This is a genomic window from Cellulomonas fimi ATCC 484 (assembly GCF_000212695.1).
GTDB lineage: Bacteria > Actinomycetota > Actinomycetes > Actinomycetales > Cellulomonadaceae > Cellulomonas > Cellulomonas fimi.
This window is the reverse complement of record NC_015514.1, coordinates 504,461-522,862: the sequence shown is the minus strand read 5'-3', so window position 1 is coordinate 522,862 and position 18,402 is coordinate 504,461. Positions and strand designations below refer to the sequence as shown.

At 73.9% G+C, this 18,402-nt stretch carries 15 protein-coding genes; 3 read left to right on the top strand and 12 right to left on the bottom strand.

Going from position 1 to position 18,402, the window contains the following annotated elements; genetic code table 11:
- Positions 1 to 53: 53 nt before the first annotated feature.
- The 6 genes from CELF_RS02385 to CELF_RS02360 form a co-directional block, all read right to left on the bottom strand.
- Positions 54 to 1,058 (bottom strand): Gfo/Idh/MocA family protein, encoded by a 1,005-nt coding sequence (locus CELF_RS02385; protein WP_013769650.1) that lies wholly within the window; start codon positions 1,056 to 1,058, stop codon positions 54 to 56.
- Between the two features lie 72 nt (positions 1,059 to 1,130).
- Complete coding sequence (gene topA / locus CELF_RS02380; RefSeq protein WP_013769649.1) at positions 1,131 to 3,881, bottom strand: type I DNA topoisomerase; 2,751 nt, start codon at positions 3,879 to 3,881, stop codon at positions 1,131 to 1,133.
- Positions 3,882 to 3,972: 91 nt separating this feature from the next.
- Entirely contained in the window at positions 3,973 to 4,926 is a 954-nt protein-coding gene (locus CELF_RS02375) for a phosphatase PAP2 family protein (RefSeq protein ID WP_126297651.1), read from the bottom strand.
- A 34-nt stretch (positions 4,927 to 4,960) separates the two neighbouring features.
- Positions 4,961 to 5,293, bottom strand: coding sequence for a hypothetical protein (locus tag CELF_RS02370; protein WP_013769647.1), 333 nt, complete (start codon positions 5,291 to 5,293; stop codon positions 4,961 to 4,963).
- Between the two features lie 95 nt (positions 5,294 to 5,388).
- Positions 5,389 to 6,126, bottom strand: a complete 738-nt coding sequence (locus tag CELF_RS02365) for a hypothetical protein (protein ID WP_013769646.1) — start codon at positions 6,124 to 6,126, stop codon at positions 5,389 to 5,391.
- A gap of 39 nt (positions 6,127 to 6,165) precedes the next feature.
- A complete protein-coding gene (locus tag CELF_RS02360) occupies positions 6,166 to 6,816 on the bottom strand; it encodes a dihydrofolate reductase family protein (protein WP_013769645.1) in 651 nt (216 codons plus the stop codon).
- Between the two features lie 153 nt (positions 6,817 to 6,969).
- Here CELF_RS02360 and CELF_RS02355 point away from each other — a divergent pair, with 153 nt between their 5' ends.
- Complete coding sequence (locus CELF_RS02355) at positions 6,970 to 7,335, top strand: YciI family protein (protein WP_013769644.1); 366 nt, start codon at positions 6,970 to 6,972, stop codon at positions 7,333 to 7,335.
- Positions 7,336 to 7,337: 2 nt separating this feature from the next.
- Entirely contained in the window at positions 7,338 to 8,594 is a 1,257-nt protein-coding gene (locus CELF_RS02350) for an RNA polymerase sigma factor (protein WP_013769643.1), read from the top strand.
- 228 nt (positions 8,595 to 8,822) lie between these two features.
- Here the strand turns inward: CELF_RS02350 and CELF_RS02345 are convergent, their stop codons facing one another.
- The 6 genes from CELF_RS02345 to CELF_RS02320 all read right to left on the bottom strand — a co-directional run bounded on the left by CELF_RS02345 (position 8,823) and on the right by CELF_RS02320 (position 17,427).
- On the bottom strand, positions 8,823 to 9,911 hold the full coding sequence (locus CELF_RS02345; protein WP_013769642.1) for an ABC transporter ATP-binding protein: 1,089 nt from the start codon (positions 9,909 to 9,911) through the stop codon (positions 8,823 to 8,825).
- Positions 9,908 to 10,903: an ABC transporter permease gene (locus CELF_RS02340; RefSeq protein ID WP_013769641.1), complete on the bottom strand. Its 996-nt coding sequence runs from the start codon at positions 10,901 to 10,903 to the stop codon at positions 9,908 to 9,910. The genes CELF_RS02345 and CELF_RS02340 overlap by 4 nt, the downstream gene beginning before the upstream one ends.
- Position 10,904: 1 nt before the next feature.
- Positions 10,905 to 11,885 carry an ABC transporter permease gene (locus CELF_RS02335; protein ID WP_013769640.1) on the bottom strand — a complete coding sequence of 327 codons (981 nt, stop codon included), beginning with the start codon at positions 11,883 to 11,885 and terminating at the stop codon, positions 10,905 to 10,907.
- Positions 11,882 to 13,066: an ABC transporter ATP-binding protein gene (locus CELF_RS02330; protein ID WP_013769639.1), complete on the bottom strand. Its 1,185-nt coding sequence runs from the start codon at positions 13,064 to 13,066 to the stop codon at positions 11,882 to 11,884. Before CELF_RS02330 ends, CELF_RS02335 begins: the two co-directional genes overlap by 4 nt.
- A gap of 96 nt (positions 13,067 to 13,162) precedes the next feature.
- Positions 13,163 to 14,845 carry an ABC transporter substrate-binding protein gene (locus tag CELF_RS02325; protein ID WP_013769638.1) on the bottom strand — a complete coding sequence of 561 codons (1,683 nt, stop codon included), beginning with the start codon at positions 14,843 to 14,845 and terminating at the stop codon, positions 13,163 to 13,165.
- Between the two features lie 53 nt (positions 14,846 to 14,898).
- The gene (locus CELF_RS02320; RefSeq protein WP_013769637.1) at positions 14,899 to 17,427 is read right to left on the bottom strand and encodes a beta-d-glucosidase; all 2,529 of its coding nucleotides are present in this window, start codon (positions 17,425 to 17,427) and stop codon (positions 14,899 to 14,901) included.
- Positions 17,428 to 17,516: 89 nt separating this feature from the next.
- Here CELF_RS02320 and CELF_RS02315 point away from each other — a divergent pair, with 89 nt between their 5' ends.
- Positions 17,517 to 18,200 (top strand): TetR/AcrR family transcriptional regulator, encoded by a 684-nt coding sequence (locus CELF_RS02315; RefSeq protein ID WP_013769636.1) that lies wholly within the window; start codon positions 17,517 to 17,519, stop codon positions 18,198 to 18,200.
- Positions 18,201 to 18,402 lie beyond the last annotated feature (202 nt).

The window sequence follows — 18,402 nt, the reverse complement described above, 5'->3', positions numbered from 1 at the left end:
CAGGGTAGTCGGGCGCACCGACGTGCCCCGCGCGCCCCGGCGGGGACCGGGGTTCACTCGCCCGGGTAGACGACCCCCACCTGGCGGCGGACCTCGTCCATCGTCTCCATGACGGCGAGCGTGTCCGCCCACGTCAGGCGCGGGCTCTCCGTCTCGCCCGCGGCGACCCGGCGCGCGACCTCGGCGGCCTCGAACTGCAGGCCCTTGCGGCCCGGCTGGTCGAACGTCCACACGCGGCCGTCGGTGCGCTGCACACGGAACGACGTCGGCGCGTAGAAGCTGCCCGCGACCTGGATGTGGCCCTCGGTGCCGGAGATGAGCGCGACCGTCGGGGTCTTGGCCCACAGGGTCGTCGACAGCGTCGCCTGCGCGCGCTCGCCGAACGACAGGACGATCGACACCTGCCCGTCGACGCCCGTCTCGGTCAGCGCGCCGACCGCGCGCACCGCGTCGGGGACGCCGAGCAGGTCGTGCGCGAACGACACCGGGTAGACGCCCAGGTCCAGCAGCGCGCCGCCCGCGAGCTCGGGCGCGAACAGCCGGCTCGCGGGGTCGAACGCGAACGCCTGCCCGTGGTCCGCGGACACGTTGACGACGTCACCGATCTCGCCCGCGTCGATGACCTGGTGCAGCGCGGCGACGTGCGGCAGGAACCGCGTCCACATCGCCTCCATGACGAACACCCCGGCCTCGCGGGCCGCGTCGAACACCTCCCGCGCCTCGGCGGCGTTGCGCGTGAACGCCTTCTCCACGAGCAGGTGCTTGCCGGCCCGGATCGCGAGCAGCGCGTTCTCGCGGTGCTCGGAGTGCGGCGTCGCGACGTACACCGCGTCGACCTGCGGGTCCTCGACGAGCTGCCGGTAGCCCACGTGCGTCGTCGGGATGCCGTGCGCCGTGGCGAACCGCTCGGCGCGGTCGCGGTTGCGGGAGCCGACGGCGACGAGCTGCGCGCGCGTGTGCTCCCGGACGGCGTCGGCGAACGACGCGGCGATGTTGCCGGCGCCGAGGATGCCCCAGCGGATCGGAGGTGCGGTACGGGGGTCCTCGGTGCGAGCCATGCCCGACAACCTAGCGCGACGACGAGCGCGCGCAGCCCGGGGCGCGGACGCCCCCGGGCTGCGCGGGCGCGGCTATTTCTTGGTCGCGGCCTTGCTGCGCGTGGCGGTCCGGCGGGCCGGCGCCTTCTTCTTCGCGGGTCCCTGCGCGCGCTTCTCCGCGAGCAGCGTGACGGCCTGCTCGGGCGTGATCGTCTCGGGCGTGACGTCGCGCGGCAGCGTGCGGTTCGTCTCCCCGTCGGTCACGTAGGCGCCGAAGCGGCCGTCCTTGACGACGATCGGCTTGCCCGACGTCGGGTCGTCGCCGAGCTCGCGCAGCGGCGGGGTCGCCGTCGCGCCGCGACCCCGCTTGGGCTGCGCGTAGATCGCGAGCGCCTCCTCGAGCGTGGTCGTGAAGAGCGCCTCCTCCGAGGCGAGCGTGCGCGAGTCCGTGCCCTTCTTCAGGTACGGGCCGTAGCGGCCGTTCTGCGCCGTGATCTCGGCACCCGACTCCGGGTCGACGCCCACGACGCGCGGCAGCGACAGCAGCCGCAGGGCGTCGTCGATCGTGATCGTCTGCAGGGACATCGACTTGAACAGCGACGCCGTGCGCGGCTTGGGGGCCGCCGCGAGCGCCTTCTTGCGCGCGGCCGCGGACAGCGCCGGGTCGAGCTCCGGCTCGGGCAGCAGCTCCGTGACGTACGGGCCGTAGCGGCCGTTCTTCGCGACGATCGTCGTGCCCGTCGACGGGTCCTCGCCGAGCACGAGGTCGCCCTCGGGCTGCGTCTCGAGCAGCTCGCGGGCCTTCTCGACCGTCAGCTCGTCGGGGGCCAGGTCCTCCGGCACCGACGCGCGGCGCGGGTTGCCGTCCTCGCCCAGGGCGTTCGCGTCCTCGAGGTACGGCCCGTACCGGCCGACGCGCAGCGTGATGCCGTCGCCGATCTCGATCGAGTTGACCTCGCGCGCGTCGATCTCGCCGAGGTTCGCGACCAGGTCGCGCAGGCCCTCGCCCTCGCCGGGCAGGGCCGGGTCGCCGAAGTAGAACTGTGCGAGCCAGTCGCTGCGCTCCTTCTCCCCGGACGCGATGAGGTCCAGGTCCTCCTCCATCGACGCCGTGAAGTCGTAGTCGACGAGCCGGTCGAAGTTCTCCTCCAGCAGGCGCGTCACCGCGAACGCGAGCCACGACGGCACGAGCGCCTGCCCACGCGCCGTGACGTAGCCGCGGTCGAGGATCACCGAGATCGTCGCGGCGTACGTCGACGGGCGGCCGATGCCGCGCTCCTCGAGCGCCTTGACGAGCGACGCCTCGGTGTAGCGCGGCGGCGGGGACGTGCGGTGGCCGTCGGCGGCGAGGTCGCGCGCGCCCAGCGGGTCGCCCTCGGCCATCGTCGGCAGGCGGGCCTCGCCCTTCTCGGCGGCAGCACCCTCCGCCGCGTCGTCCTCGTAGCGGGAGACGTCGCGACCCTCCTCGTACGCGGCGAGGAACCCGCGGAACGTGATGACCGTGCCGGACGCGGAGAACACGGCCTCGACGGGGGCGTCGCCGACGCTCGTCGCACCGGTCGGCGTCGCGGTCGCCGCGATCCGCACCGACGCCGTCTGGCCGCGCGCGTCGGCCATCTGCGACGCGACGGTCCGCTTCCAGATGAGCTCGTAGAGCCGGAACTGGTCGCCCGTGATCTCGCGGGCGACCTGCGCCGGGGTGCGGAAGTGGTCGCCCGCGGGGCGGATCGCCTCGTGCGCCTCCTGCGCGCCCTTCGCCTTCGACGTGTAGACGCGCGCCGCGTCCGGCACGTACTCCGGGCCGTACAGCTCGGACGCCTGGCGGCGGGCCGCGTCGATCGCCTGCGACGAGAGCGCGGGCGAGTCGGTCCGCATGTAGGTGATGTAGCCGTTCTCGTACAGCGTCTGCGCGGTGCGCATCGTCTGCCGCGACGACATGCGCAGCTTGCGGGACGCCTCCTGCTGGAGCGTCGACGTCGTGAACGGCGCCGCAGGGCGGCGGGTGTAGGGCTTCGTCTCGAGGCTGCGGACCGCGAAGGCGGCGTCGTCCAGCCCCGCGACGAGCGCGTGCGCGCCGGCCTCGTCGAGCTGCACGGCCTCGGCCGAGCGCAGGCGGCCACGGTCGTCGAAGTCGCGCCCCGACGCCACGCGGCGGCCCCCGAGACCCGTCAGGCGCGCGGAGAACGCCGGCTGCGTCGCGTCCTCGACGGCGAACGTGCCCGTCACGTCCCAGTAGTCGGCGGGGACGAACGCCATGCGCTCGCGCTCACGCTCGACCACGAGGCGCGTCGCGACGGACTGCACGCGCCCGGCGGACAGGCCCTGGCGGACCTTGCGCCACAGCACGGGGCTGACCTCGTAGCCGTACAGCCGGTCGAGGATGCGGCGGGTCTCCTGCGCGTCGACCAGCCGGTCGTCCAGGTCACGCGTGCTCTGCAGGGCGCGCTGGATCGCCTCCCGGGTGATCTCGTGGAACACCATGCGCTTGACCGGGACCTTGGGCTTGAGCTCCTGCAGCAGGTGCCACGCGATGGCCTCGCCCTCGCGGTCCTCGTCGGTCGCGAGGTAGAGCTCGTCGGAGTCCTTCAGCAGCTTCTTGAGCTCGCTGACCTTCTTCCGCTTGTCGGGGTCGACCACGTAGTACGGGACGAAGCCGTTGTCCACGTCGACGGCGAACTTGCCGAACGGGCCCTTCTTCATGTCCGCCGGCAGCTCCGACGGCTGCGGGAGGTCGCGGATGTGACCGACGCTCGCCTCGACGTCGTACCCCTCGCCGAGGTACCCGGCGATCGTGCGCGCCTTCGCAGGCGACTCCACGATGACGAGCTTGCGCCCTGAAGACATTGCGTCCGGCCTTCCTGCCGACAGCCCTACCTGATGAGCGCGCCGACCCCGGCCCGCCCGACCTCACCGCTGGGGACTCTACGACGTGCCGTCAACTCTCCGGCAACCGCGCCGCTGCGGCCTGCCGCAGCACCAGCAGGACCGCGAAGGCCATGCACGCCGCCGCGAGGGCGCCCGACGCACCCCCGGCGTAGGCCAGCACCTGGTCCGCCCGGGACGGGTCCGCGTCGACCCCCTGCCAGGTCCGGGACAGCGCGAGGGCCGCGACACCGGCCGCCGCCGCACCGACCACGAGCAGCAGCGTCACCGCGACGCGCAGCGACCGGCGGCCCGCAGGCCGCACGCCGTCGTCGACCCGTCGCAGCGCGCCCGTCGAGGTCGCCGCACGCGGCGAGGTCAGGGCGACGAGCGCGCACGCCACCGCCCCCCAGCCGAGCACCACGAGGACCCCGGCCACCACGTCGGAGGGCCGGTGCCACTGGCCGATGAGCGTCGAGACGCCCGTGGCCGTCGTGTACCCCGCGCCGGCGACGGCCGCCCACGGCCGCACGCGCGGCGGGACGACGAGCAGCAGCGCGACCGAGACGGACGCCGCCGCGGTCGTGTGCCCGCTCGGCAGGGTGTTGCCGTAGCTCGCCGCGACGTCGAGCTCCGGCCGCTCGAGGACCCCGAGCTTGAGCACCCGCGTCGTGACGTTCGCGCCCACCATGAGCACCGCGACCTGCAGCGCGAGCTCCCACCGGCGGCGCAGGACCGCGATCGTCATGGCCGCCAGGATCACCGCCGCGATGAACCCGACGGAGACGACGTCGAGCACGCGCTCGGCGACGCGCCACAGCTGCGTCTGCCCGTACTCCGCGCCGCGCAGCGCCGCGAGCTCGACGACCTGCCCCGACGTCGTGGTGACGAACACCCGCCAGAGCGCCCAGACGCCCACGGCCGACGCGACCGCGACCAGCAGGCAGCCGAGCACGACGCCCGCACGCCCCGACGGCGCGCGCGTCGGCGCGACCGGTGCGGGGCGGGTGACGGGCGCGCTGCTCACCGCACCACGGTAGGTCACCCGGACGGCCCTGCCGTCACCTCCCGACCGGGACGGGCTCCCCGGGGGCGACGACGACCGCGTGCCGGCAGCCCACGAGCCGGCGGCGCACGTCCTCGTCCGCGTTGATGCACAGCAGGCACCCGCCGCGCTCCTCCAGCGCGGCGGCCGCGTCGTCGATCGCCTGTGCGGCGCGGGAGCTGCGCAGCGTCACCGCCTGCAGGTCCAGCACGACGAGGGACGCGCACGCCGACAGGGCGTCGAGGAGCGCGCGCAGCCGCCCGACGTCGCCGCGACCGAACGAGCCCGCGGGGCGGACGTTGGCCGTGAGCCAGGGCAGGGGGTCGTCACGCTCGTCGGTGCTGGTCATCGTCGCCTCCGCTGCCGGGATGTCGTCGTGACCATCCGACCGCCCGACCCTGTGACCGGCCTGGACGCCGCCGCCCGGTCTCCTGTGAACGGTGGTCAGGCCGGGTCGTCCTGCCACGTCCACGTGGCGAGCACCGCGTCGAGCGCCTCGACGGCGCGCGCGTGCCAGGACGACGACAGCACGCCGACGACGAACGCCCACCCGTCCCGGTCGACGTGCGTGTCGGTCAGGACCGACCGGCCGCCCGGGCTCGCGGTGACGCGCCACCCCGTCCCGATCGCCCCGTCGACGCGGTCGACCGGCCCGTGCGCCTGCCACGCGTCCGGCGGCTCGGTCGCGAAGCGCTGCGCCCGCTCCTGCGCGGGCCGCAGCTCGTGCCCGTCGGTGACGGCGCCGAGCCGCCCGAGGCACACGACGAGCAGGTGCGTGCCGTCCGTGAGCAGCACGCGCGCGTCCTGGCGGGACCCGTCCCGTCCGAGGTCGCCGGTGCTGAGGTTCGGGCCGGGCGCGCGCAGCGACCAGCCCGGGCGGCCGTCGCCGAGGGGCGCGACCGCGACCTCGTGCGTGCGGGCGTACGGGTCGGACGGTGCGAGCTGCGGCATCCCGAGGAGCGGGACGGCACGCACGGCACGGGTCAGCTCGCGCGCCTGGTCGGGGTGCTCGCGGCGCAGGCGGCGCAGCATCCGCTCGCGCCACAGCACGATGCCGACGACGCGCAGCACCACGGCCACCCCGGCGACGAGCGCGACGTACAGCGCGAGCTCGAGGAGCGACTGCTCGGGGTGGTCGACGACGGTCCCGGCCGTACGCGCGACCGCTGCGGGGAGGGGCACGCGGTCTCATCGACACCGTGACGCCGGTGCTTGACCCGGTCAGGCCGCCTTCTCGACGTGCACGTGCACGCTCGTCGTCGACTGCCGGGTCGACGCGACGCGGTACACCGCGGGCAGGTCCGCGAGGTCCTCGAACAGCCGCTCGCCGCGACCGAGCAGGACGGGGGCGACGACGAGGTGCAGGTCGTCGACGAGGTGGGCGCGCAGGTACTGCCGGACGGTCGCCGCTCCCCCGCCGAGCCGCACGTCGAGCCCGGCTGCGGCCTCGCGGGCACGGTCGAGGGCCGCGTGGACGCCGTCGGTGACGAAGTGGAACGTCGTGCCGCCCAGCTCCAGCGGTCGCCGCGGGTGGTGCGTCAGCACGAACACGTCGCAGTGGTACGGCGGCTCGTCGCCCCACCAGCCCGTCCACGACTCGTCCGGCCACGGGCCGCGGACCGGACCGAACATGTTCCGGCCGAGGATCCACGCGCCGATCCCGTCGAAGCCCGCCGTCATGGCGGCGTCGTCGACGTCGTCGACCGGTGGGGGCGTGGGTCCGCCGAGCTCGTCGCGGTACCGGTTCGTGGCGAACGCCCACTGGTGCAGCTCCATGCCGCCGACGCCCATCGGGTCGTCGGCGGACTGGTCGGGGCCGGCCGCGAAGCCGTCGAGGCTGATCGAGAAGGCGTGCACGCGGAGCCGGGTCATGGCGTCCTCCGGGAGGTGTCGGGATGCTGTCGTGGGGTGGTCGGAGCAGGTCGGTGACGATCGACACGGCGGCGGTGTCGAGATCGGCCGGTCGGCTCCGACCAGAGCGCGGACCACCCGCACGGGGTGGTCGACGGACGAGAGGGACGACCCATGAAGTACATGCTGCTCATCTGGAACCGACCCGGCTTCACGGACGAGCTGTCCGAGGCCGACCGCACGGCGCTGTTCGCGGAGGTCGGCGAGATCATGGCGGAGCTGTCCGAGCGCGGCGAGCTCGTCGGCGGCGAGGCGCTGGCGGACCCGTCGGCGGCCCGGACGACGCGGCTGGTCGACGGCCGCACCACGCTCACGGACGGCCCGTTCGTGGAGAGCAAGGAGCAGTTCGCCGGGTACCTCGCGATCGACGTCGAGACGCACGAGCGTGCCGAGGAGATCGCCGCTCGCTGGCCGGACACCCGGTTCGGCGGCGCGATCGAGCTGCGTGCGGTCATGACGGACGCCGGCGCGGAGATGTGACGGTGGCCCCCGCTCGCGTCGAGGACCTGCTGCGCACGACGGGCCCGCAGGTGCTCGCGGCCCTCGTGCGCCGGCACGGGCGGTTCGACGCGTGCGAGGACGCCGTGCAGGAGGCGCTGCTCGCGGCCGCGACCCAGTGGCCCGTCGAGGGCGTGCCCGCCGACCCGCGGGCGTGGCTCACGACCGTCGCGCGGCGGCGGCTCACCGACGCGTGGCGCTCCGAGCGTGCCCGCCGGGTCCGGGAGGCGACGGTCGCCCTGGACCCGGCGGTGCGTCGCACCGCGCCGGGCGCCGACGAGGAGCCGCCGTCGCACGACGACACGCTCACGCTGCTGCTCCTGTGCTGCCACCCCGCGCTGTCGCCCGCCTCGCAGGTGGCGCTCACCCTGCGGGCGGTCGGCGGGCTGACGACGGCCGAGATCGCCGCCGCGCACCTCGTGCCGGAGGCGACCATGGCGCAGCGCATCACCCGCGCGAAGCGCACCATGCGCGGCGAGCCGTTCACGCTCCCGTCCGCCGCCGAGCTGCCCGTGCGCGTCGCCGCCGTCCGGGAGGTCCTCTACCTCGTCTTCACCGAGGGCTACACGGCGTCCGGCGGCGCCGACCTCGTGCGCGTCGACCTCACCACGGAGGCGATCCGGCTGGCGCGCCTGCTGCACGCCCTGCTCCCCGACGACGGGGAGAGCACCGGCCTGCTGGCGCTCATGCTGCTCACCGACGCGCACCGCGCCGCCCGGCTCGGCGCGGACGGCACGCTCGTGCCGCTCGCCGAGCAGGACCGCACTCTCTGGGACCCGGAGCAGATCGCCGAGGGGGTCGGCCTCGTCGAGGCGGCGCTCGCCGTGCACCCCGCGGGGCCCTACCTGCTGCAGGCCGCGATCGCCGCGGTGCACGCCGAGGCCCCGACGGCCGCCGGCACCGACTGGCCGCAGGTCGCCGCCCTCTACCGCCTCCTCGACCACGTCGCGCCCGGCCCGATGGTCACGCTCAACCGCGCGGTCGCCGTCGCGATGGTCTCGGGTCCGCGAGCGGGCCTCGACCTGCTACGTCCCCTGCACGACGACCCGCGCACCGCGGACCACCACCGGCTCTGGGCGGTCCGCGCGCACCTCCTGGAACGCGCGGGCGACGAGGAGGCTGCACTCGACGCCTACCGCCGTGCCGCCCGCCTCACCACGAGCCTCCCCGAACGCCGCTACCTGGAGTCCGCCGCGGGCCGCCTCGCGCCCGCCCCCGACGCGCGGCACGCGGGCACCTGACGAGGTGCCGTCCGCCCGGCGGGCGTCGGCCCGCCGGAAGCCGGGTGCGACGGGACGTCGTCAGGCGCCGCCCACGGCGCGTGCACCGGCCCACAGGGCCGCCCCGTCCCGGGTGGTCGCGACCGGAGGGACGCGACCGCCCACAGTGCTCCCGGGACGGGGCGGCGGTTCAGGGGGCCGGGCCGCAGCGACGGTCCGGGGGGCGGGCTGCCGGCGCCCGACCCGCGGTCAGCGCACGGCGAGCTCCGGCGGGACGGGGACGGGGGTGAAGCCGGCCGCCGCGACGCGGTCCGGGTCGTGGCGCAGGCACGCGACCGAGCGCCGCGGGTCGTCGCCGGCGACCGCGGGGGCGACGAGCTCGGGCTGGACGTGCGCGCACGCGTCGAAGACGAACGGGCAGCGGGCGCGGAACGGGCAGCCGGAGGGCAGCCGCGCGAGGTCCGGCGGGGAGCCGGGGATGCCGCCCAGCTCGCGCCGCGGGCCCCGCAGCGGCGGGAACGAGTGCAGCAGCCCGTTGGCGTAGGGGTGGCGGGGGCGGCGGTAGACGTCCTGCGCGGAGGCGTCCTCGACGATCTCGCCGGCGTACATGATCGCGATGCGGTCGGCGATCTCGATGAGCAGCGAGACGTCGTGCGTGATGAAGACGACGGAGAACCCGAGGCGGTCGCGGAGCTCGGCGATCTGCTCGACGATCTGCCGCTGCATGACGACGTCGAGGGCCGTGGTGGGCTCGTCCATGATGAGGACCTGCGGGTCCAGGGCGAGCGCCATGGCGATCATGACGCGCTGCCGCATGCCGCCCGAGAGCTGGTGCGGGTAGGCACGCAGCCGGTCGGGCGAGATGCCGACCATGTCGAGCAGGTCGGCGGCGCGCTCGAGGGCCTCCTTCTGCGAGACGCCGGGGCGGTGCGCGCGGATCGCGTCGGCGATCTGCCGGCCCACCCGGAACACGGGGTTGAGCGAGTTCATCGCGCCCTGGAAGACGATCGCCAGGTCCTGCCACCGCGACGCGCGCAGCTCGGCGTCGGACATCGTGAGGATGTCGGCGGTCGAGCCGTCACGGCCGTGGAACAGCACCTGCCCGCCCGTGATGAGGCCGGGCGGCGGCAGCAGCCGGGTCGCGGCGTACGCGAGCGTCGACTTGCCGCAGCCGGACTCGCCCGCGAGGCCGAGGACCTCTCCGCGGTTCAGGGTCAGCGACGCCTGGCGCAGCACGTGCACCGGGTTCTCGTCGTACCCGTAGTCCACGGACAGGTTGCGGATCTCCAGGACGGGGTCCGCGGCCGGGACCCGCCGCTCGACAGGTTGCGCGCTCACGACCGGTCCTCCTTGGCCTCGTGCACGACCGGCGTGAAGCCGATGCGGGGGCGGATGCCGCGCTTGCGCAGGCTGCGGGCGTGCAGCCCGGTCGAGCGCAGGCGCGGGTTGACGAACTCGTCGATGCCGAAGTTGATGAGCGTGAGGGCCATGCCGAGCAGGGCGATGCACAGGCCTGCGGGCACGAACCACCACCAGGCCCCGCGCTGGAGCGCGAGGTTGCCCTGCGCCCAGAACAGGATGGTCCCCCAGTTCCACTCGGACACCGACGTGACGCCGATGAACGCGAGCGTGATCTGCGACAGGACCGCGAAGGTCACCGTGCCGACGAACCCGGCGGCGATGATCGCGGTGAGGTTGGGCAGGATCTCCGCGAGGACGATCCGCCAGGTCCGCTCGCCGTTCGCCCGGGCGGCCTCGACGAAGTCGCGCCTGCGCAGGGACAGCGTCTGGGCGCGCAGCACGCGCGCGCCCCACGCCCAGCCGGTGACGGCGATGACGGCGGCGACGGTGAGCCCGCCCGCGGACGGCAGCTGCCCGGCGATGAGGATGATGAGCGGCAGCTGCGGGATCACGAGGAAGATGTTCGACAGCGCCGACAGCGTCTCGTCGCCCGCTCCCCCGACGAACCCGGCGGTGACGCCGACGAGCACGCCGATGACGGTCGCGAGGACGCCCGCGACGAGCCCGACGACGAGCACGCCGCGGGTCCCGACGAGCACCTGCGACAGGATGTCCTGGCCCAGGTGCGTGGTGCCGAACCAGTGCGCGCCCGACGGTGGCTGGAGGATGTCGGCGCTCACGGCGCTCGGGTCGTAGGGCGCGATCCACGGCCCGACCACGGCGAGCACGCCGAAGAACCCGAGGATCGCGAGGCCGGTGAGGGCCTTGGCGTTGCGCAGGAACAGCAGCGTGCGCTTGCCGGTGACGGGTGCGGTCGCGTCGGTCGCGACCGTCTCGGTCTCGGTGAGGACGGAAGTCTCGACGGCCATGTCAGCCCTCCTGCCGGGTGCGCGGGTCGAGCACGGCGTAGACGAAGTCCGCGACGACGTTCGCGACCAGCACGGACAGGGTGATCACGAGGAAGCAGCCCTGCATGAGCGTGTAGTCGTGGTTGGTCGTCGCGTTGTAGAGCAGGAAGCCGATGCCCGGGTAGGAGAAGACCATCTCCATGATGAGCGTCCCGCCGACGATGAAGCCGAGGGACAGGGCGAACGACGAGATCTGCGGGAGGACCGCGTTGCGGGCGGCGTAGCCGAAGACCACGGCCCGCTCCGACAGGCCCTTGGCCTGCGCGACGGTCACGTAGTCCTCCGAGGAGACGGTCACCATCATGTTCCGCATCCCGAGGATCCAGCCGGCGATCGACGAGATCACGATCGTCAGCGCGGGCAGCGTCCCGTAGTAGAGGACGGACCCGATGAACTCGGGCGTGAACGCGGGCACCATGGACCGGTCGTACGCGCCGGACGACGGGAACCACCCGAGGTTCACCGAGAAGATCGCGATGACGACGAGCCCGAGCCAGAAGTACGGCACCGCGGAGAAGAACGTCGAGATCGGCAGCAGCGAGTCGGCCCACGTGCCGCGCCGCCAGCCGATGCCCGTGCCGACGAGCGTCCCGACGAGGAAGGCGACGACGGTCGCGATGCCGACGAGCCCGACCGTCCACGGCAGCGTCTGCTGGATCATCTCCGCGACGGGCGTCGGGTAGTAGGTGAACGAGACGCCGAGGTTCCCGTGCAGCAGCAGGTTCCAGTAGTCGAGGTACTGCTGCCAGACGCTCTTGTCCTCGTCGAGCCCGAACAGCGTGCGGATCGCGGCCTCGGCGGACGAGTCGAGCTTGCCCTGCGACTTGGCCATGATCGCCTTGACCGGGTCGCCGGGCATGAGCCTGGGGATGATGAAGTTGATGGTCACCGCGGCCCAGGCGGTGACGACGTAGAAGATGCCGCGTCGGACGAAGAACCTCACCGGTCGCCCTCCTTGGTGTCGACGGTCAGGGTCTCGACGGCCACGGTCTCGACGGCCACGCTCTCGACGTGCGCCTCGTCCTCGGCCGCGTGCAGCAGGTCCACGTCGATCGACGGGCGCTCGCCGTACGCGTCGAGCACGTCCCCGACGTGTGGCCGGTCGGCCCGGTCGGAGTACCCCCAGCACGCGGCCTCGCGCCCCTCGCCCACGGCGAGCAGCGGCGGCACCTCGGTGCGGCACAGGTCGACCGCGAACGGGCAGCGGGGGTGGAACCGGCAGCCGGTCGGGGGGCGGACGAGGGACGGCGCCTCCCCCCGGGCTCCGCGGGCACGCGCGTCGAGGTCGTCGGGGTCGGGCGCCGAGCGGACGAGGAGCTGCGTGTACGGGTGCCTCGGGTCCTGCGTCACCGACTCGGAGTCGCCGGTCTCGACGATGCGCCCCGCGTACATGACCATCGTCCGGTCGGCGAAGTAGCGGGCCGAGGCGATGTCGTGCGTGATGTAGAGGATCGCGATCTGCAGCCGGTCGCGCAGGTCGCGCAGCAGGTTGAGGATGCCGAGGCGGATCGACACGTCGAGCATCGAGATCGGCTCGTCGGCGAGCAGCACCTCGGGGTCCGCGGCCAGGGCCCGGGCGATCGCGACGCGCTGCCGCTGCCCGCCGGACAGCTCGTGCGGGAACTTGTCGACGTACCGCTCGACGGGCGTGAGCTGCACACGCTCGAGCAGCGTCGTGAGCGCGTCCTCGAGGTCCGCGCCGCGCAGCCGGCCCTGGTGGATCCGGATGCTGCGGGTCAGCGTGTAGCGCACGGTGTGCACCGGGTTCAGCGACCCGAACGGGTCCTGGAAGATCATCTGGACGCGCCGCACGTAGCGGCGGAACGCGCCGCGTCGGCGGACGACGGCGTCCTGCCCGTGCAGCAGGATCTGCCCGCCGCTCACGGGGAGCAGCTGCGACAGCAGCCGCGCGATCGTCGACTTGCCCGAGCCGGACTCGCCGACGAGGGCGACGACGCGGCCACGGTGCAGGGACAGGTTCACGTCGTCGACGGCGTGCACCGTCGCGCGGTTGCGGAACGAGCCGGTGACGAAGTGCTTGCGCAGGTCGACGGCCTGCAGCACCGGGGTGTCGTCGGGCTGCTGGTCCGCGACGGGCGCGTCGGGAGGGGCGGGGAGGGTCATGGAGCTCACCTGTGGGCTGGTGGAGGGTCGGCGAGGACGGGTCGGCGGGGACGCGGCGCGGTGGTCGGGCACCGCGCCCCCGCCGACGAGGTGGGGTCAGTCCTGCGTCGGCTCCAGGTTCATGACGATCCGCGCGGCCTGCGGGCCCGTGGGCTGCGGGTTCGCGTAGAGGTCGTCCGCGGTCGGGAAGCCCGTGTAGTTCTTCGTCGAGTACTGCGCGACGGCCGGGCGGGACCAGATGACCAGGCCCGGGACGTCCTCGACGTACGCCTTCTGCACGGTCGCGATCGCGGCGGACCGGGCGGCCTCGTCGGACGCGCCCTTGAACTCCGCGAGCGCCTGCGTGACCTCGTCGTTCTTGTACCGGCCGAAGTTCCACGTCGCGGTCTCGCCGAGCGGCACGTACGACGCGCCGTCCATGAGGTTCGCGTACATGTTCCACGGGGTCGCGCCGCCGTCGGTCCAGTGCAGGGTCGCCTGGAAGTTGCCGAACGGGATGATGTCGTTGAACCACGCGTCCTGGTTCGCGGCGTTGACCGTGGCGTCGACGCCGAGCTCGGCGGCGGCCGTCTTGATGAGGTCGAGCGCCGTCAGGTAGTCGTTCCAGCCGGCGGGGTTGACCAGCTCGAACGTCACGACCTCGCCGTCGGGGTCGACGAGCTTGTCGTCGGCGTTCCACGTGTAGCCGGCGTCGGTGAGCAGGTCCTTGGCGGCGTCGACGTCGACCTCGAGCTCCTCGCCGACGAGGTCGTCGGCGAGGTACTGCTCGCCGGACGGCATCGGCATGCCCGTGACGCTCGTGATGACGGGCCAGACCCCGGCACCTGCGAGGTTCGAGATCTGCGCGCGGTCGACGACGAGGTTGAGCGCCTTGCGGAACGCCACGTCGTTGAACGGCTTCGTCTCGTTGTTGAGGAACAGGATGTCGCTGCCGAAGCCGCCGCCCGCCACCTGGTGGTTGTGCTCGGGGTCCTTGGCGATGAAGACGTCCTCGAAGTCCGCGATGAACGTCCAGCCCCACTGCGCCTCGCCCGTGGTGAGGGCGGTCGTCAGGGCGTTGTTGTCGTTGTACGACGAGTACTGCAGCTTCGCGACCTTCGGCTCGCCGCCCCAGTAGTCGGGGTTCGGGACGAGCGTCGCGGCCTGCGGCGTCCAGGTGTCGAGCAGGTACGGCCCGGTGCCGACGGGGTCGGTGTCGGTGTAGGTCGTCGGGTCGACGTCCTTCCACAGGTGCTCGGGGACGATGACCTGCTGGAGCAGCTTGACCTGGTTGACGTACTGCGGGGCGGTGAAGGTGATCGTCACCGTGTCGCCCTCGGTCGAGACCGACCCGATCTGGTCCGGAAAGTTGTTGTTGATCGCCGGGTAGTCGATGAGGAGCTGCAGCGTGAAGCCGATGTCCTCGGCCGTGAACTCCTCGCCGTCGGACCACGTCACGCCCTCGCGGGCGACGATCTTCGCCTCCGTGTAGTCGGCGTTCCACGTGACGGACTCGGCGAGCCAGGGCTCGGGGTCCTCGAGCGGGTTGACGTCGTTGACCTGCATGAGCGACTCGTAGATCACCCAGGCGTACCCGAGGGACTTCGCCGCCGACCCCGTCGGGATGAGCGGGCTCTGGTTCTCGTTCTGCGGGCCGTTGGGCATGCCGATCGTCAGGACGGCGCCGTCGCCGCCTCCGGTGCTGTCGTCGGACGTGCCGCCGCCGCCCGAGCAGGCGGTGGCGAGCAGCGCGACGGCGGACAGACCGGCCACCATCGTTGCGAGCTTGCGCGTTCTCACGAGTGCCTCCTTGCACTGACTGCTGGGTTGTGGGTCGGGCGTGCTCTGTGGGGTCAGGGGGTGCCGGCCGCGGGGGCCGACGGGTGGGCCGGCGACGACGGGACGTCGACGTCGATCGAGAGGCGCAGGTCGCCCGACGAGCGGCCGACGCGCAGCGTGTACGTCCCGGCGGGGGTCACCCAGCCGTGGCTCTCGATGTCCCAGGTGCGCAGCGCGTCGGCGCGCACGTGCACCCGGGTGGTCGCGCGCCCGCCGGGTCCGGCGTGGACGACCGCGAAGCCGCCGAGCCAGCGCACGGGCCGGTCCTCGCCCGTCCCGGTGGGCGGCTCGACGTAGACCTGGACGACCTCGCGGCCCGCGCGGGTGCCGGTGTTGACCACGGTGACGTCGACGAGCAGGTCGCCGTCGCCGGTCCGGGCCGCGACCTCCGCGTGCTCGTGGTCCCACGTCGTCCAGCCGAGCCCGTGCCCGAACGGCGCCGCGGGCGTCCGGCCGAGCCTCAGCCACGACCGGTACCCGACGTGCACGCCCTCGTGGTAGTCGACGACCCCGCCGACGGGGACCGCGTCCGGGACCGGGACGTCGTCCTCGTGCGCGGGCAGCGTCCACGGCAGCCGGCCCGACGGCTCGGTCGCGCCCGTGAGCACGTCGGCCAGCGCCTCGGGCCACTCCTGCCCGCCGAGCCAGCCCCACACGACGCACGGCGTCTCGTCGAGCCACGGCAGCAGCACGGGCGCGCCCGCGTTGACGACGACGACCGTGCGCGGGTTCGCGGCGACGACCTCCTTCACGAGCTGGTCCTGCGTGCCCGGCAGCGCGAGGCTCGTGCGGTCGTACCCCTCGGACTCGATCTCCTCGTTGGTGCCGACGACGACGACGGCCAGGTCCGCGGCGGCGGCGGCCGCGACGGCGTCGGCGAGCAGCTCGTCGGGGGTCGTGCCCGGGGTGCGGTGCACGAGCTCGGCGCGCGCGAACGACGCGTACCCGACGGGGTGCACGGCCTGCACGTGCGCGTCGACCTCGACGGTCGTCGGCTCGGTCACGTCGAGGACGACCGTCGTGGGCACCGGCTGGTTCACGGACGAGTCGAGGATCACCTCCGCCCCGACGACGCGGTCCCCGCGGGACACGACCCGCCCGCCGATCGCGACGAGGTGCCGGCCGACCGTCCCGACGCCGACCTCGTGCCGCCCGGGCTCGTCGAGCCGGACGGTGGTGCGCAGCCGGACGGTCACGGCGTCGGCGCGCACGTCCCGCAGCCAGCCGCCCCAGCTCGTGGTCGTACGGGCGTCGAGGACCGTGCCGTCGGCGTCGAGCAGCTCGACGAGCGCACCCGCCTGCCCGTCCGGGTCGGTGCAGCGCGCCGCGAGGTCGAGCTGCGGCGGCAGCATCCGCGACACGGCGCCGGCGTGGACGTCGACCTCGGCCCCGGCGAAGGCCGCGGCGAGCGCGTCCGCGGGGGTCGCGGAGCGCTCGGGCCGCACGTACGCCGACCCGCCGCCCTGCACGAACGGGCTCACGGCGTTGGGCCCGAGCAGGGCGACCCGGCGGACGTCGCCGGGCGCCGCGGGCAGGCCGTGGTCGGTGTCGCGCAGCACGACCATCGACCGGCCGACGAGGCGGCGCAGCACGGCCCGCACGTCGACGTCGGCCACGTCCGCGCGCCGCTCTCCCGCGGGCTCGACGCCGTCGAGCGCACCGACGCGGCCCGCGAGCCGCAGCACGCGCAGGACCTTGTCGTCGAGCGTCTGCCCGCTCACGCGGCCGTCGCGGACGGCGTCGAGCAGCCCGTCCCCCCACGGCCCGTCCGGACCGGGCATCTGCAGGTCGAGGCCGCCGTGCGCCGCGTCCTCGACGGTGTTGGTCGCGACCCAGTCGGAGACGACGACGCCGTCGAAGCCCCACTCGTCCTTGAGCACGCCCGTGAGCAGCGGCCGGTGCTCGAGCACGGGGGCGGCCGTCGTGCCGTCGTCGACGCCGGAGTACGCGCCCATCACGGACCACGCGCGCGCCTCGCGGACGAGCCGCTCGAACGGCGCGAGGTAGACCTCGCGGAGCGTGCGCTCGTCGACGCGGGAGACGTAGGTGGTGCGCTCGGTCTCGGAGTCGTTGGCGACGAAGTGCTTGACGCACATGCCGACGCCGCGGTCCTGCGCCGACCGCACCACGTGCACCGCGATCTCGCCGGTGAGCAGCGGGTCCTCGGAGTAGCACTCGAAGTGCCGGCCGCCGACCGGGGTGCGCTGGAGGTTGACCTGCGGGGCGAGGACGACGTCGACGCCGTGGCGGCGGGCCTCGGCGGCGAAGAGCGCGCCGACCTCGTCCGCCAGGTCGCGGTCCCACGTGGCGGCGAGCGCGCTGGGGGCGGGGAACGACGCGGCCGTCTCGGTCGGGTCGTCGGTGACGCCGCGCACGCCCGCGGGGCCGTCGGACAGGTGCATCGCGCGCAGCCCGATCCGCGGGACCGCGGTGGTGCTCCACAGCCCGGCGCCGACCACGAGGCGGACCTTCTCCTCGGTGGTGAGCGCCGCGAGCAGCGCGGCCTCGTCGGCCTGGGTGGTGCGGGGTGTCTGCGTCGACACGAGTGGGTGCTCCGTCCGGACGTCGTCCTTGCCGTCAGCGGCAGTAGAGCACAACTTACTGACTTGTTAGTAAGCGGGATGGTCACAGTATGGTTTCGACCATGGACGAGGCCGTTCCCCCCGCCGCTCCCGCCGCCGCCGGGCCCACGACGCCCCGACGCACCCGCCGACCGCGCCAGGCGACCGTCGAGCGCCGCGCCGAGATCCTGCGCGCCGCCGCGCACACGTTCGGCACGAAGGGGTACAAGACCGGCTCCCTCGCCGAGGTCGCGGAGCAGGTCGGCATCACGCACGCCGGCGTCCTGCACCACTTCGGGTCCAAGGAGCAGCTGCTCGTCGAGGTGCTCGAGTACCGCGACAAGGAGGACGTGCGCGACCTCGAGGGGCAGCACATCCCCGGCGGGCTCGAGCTCTTCCGGCACCTCGTCCGCACCGCGCGCATGAACGCCGACCGCCGCGGGATCGTGCAGGGCTACACCGTCCTGACCGGCGAGTCCGTCACGGAGAACCACCCCGCGCGCGCCTGGGTCACCGACCGCTTCCACGTCCTGCGCGGCGAGATCGCGGACGCCGTCGTCGAGGTGGGCGGAGGGAGCGTTCCCACCGACGTCGCGCAGCGTGCCGCGAGCGCGATCATCGGCGTCATGGACGGCCTGCAGGTGCAGTGGCTGCTCGACGACACCGTCGACCTGCCCGAGGCCACCGCCTTCGCGATCGAGGCGATCCTCGCCGCCGCCGTCGCCGGTGACGCCCGCCCCCGCCCCCTCACCTGACCCCCACCCCACCCGCCTCTCTCCTCCTCACCCGCCCGTCCCCCTCGCCCCGGCCTCACCCCCACACCTGCCGTCGAGCTCGTCAGCTCCAGGCGAGTTCGTCAGCTGGAGGTGACGAACTCGACCCCAGAGGACGAACTCGGCGAGGGCGCGGCGCTCAGGGGATTCACAGGAACGGGTCAGGGCGCGCCAAGGTCGCCGC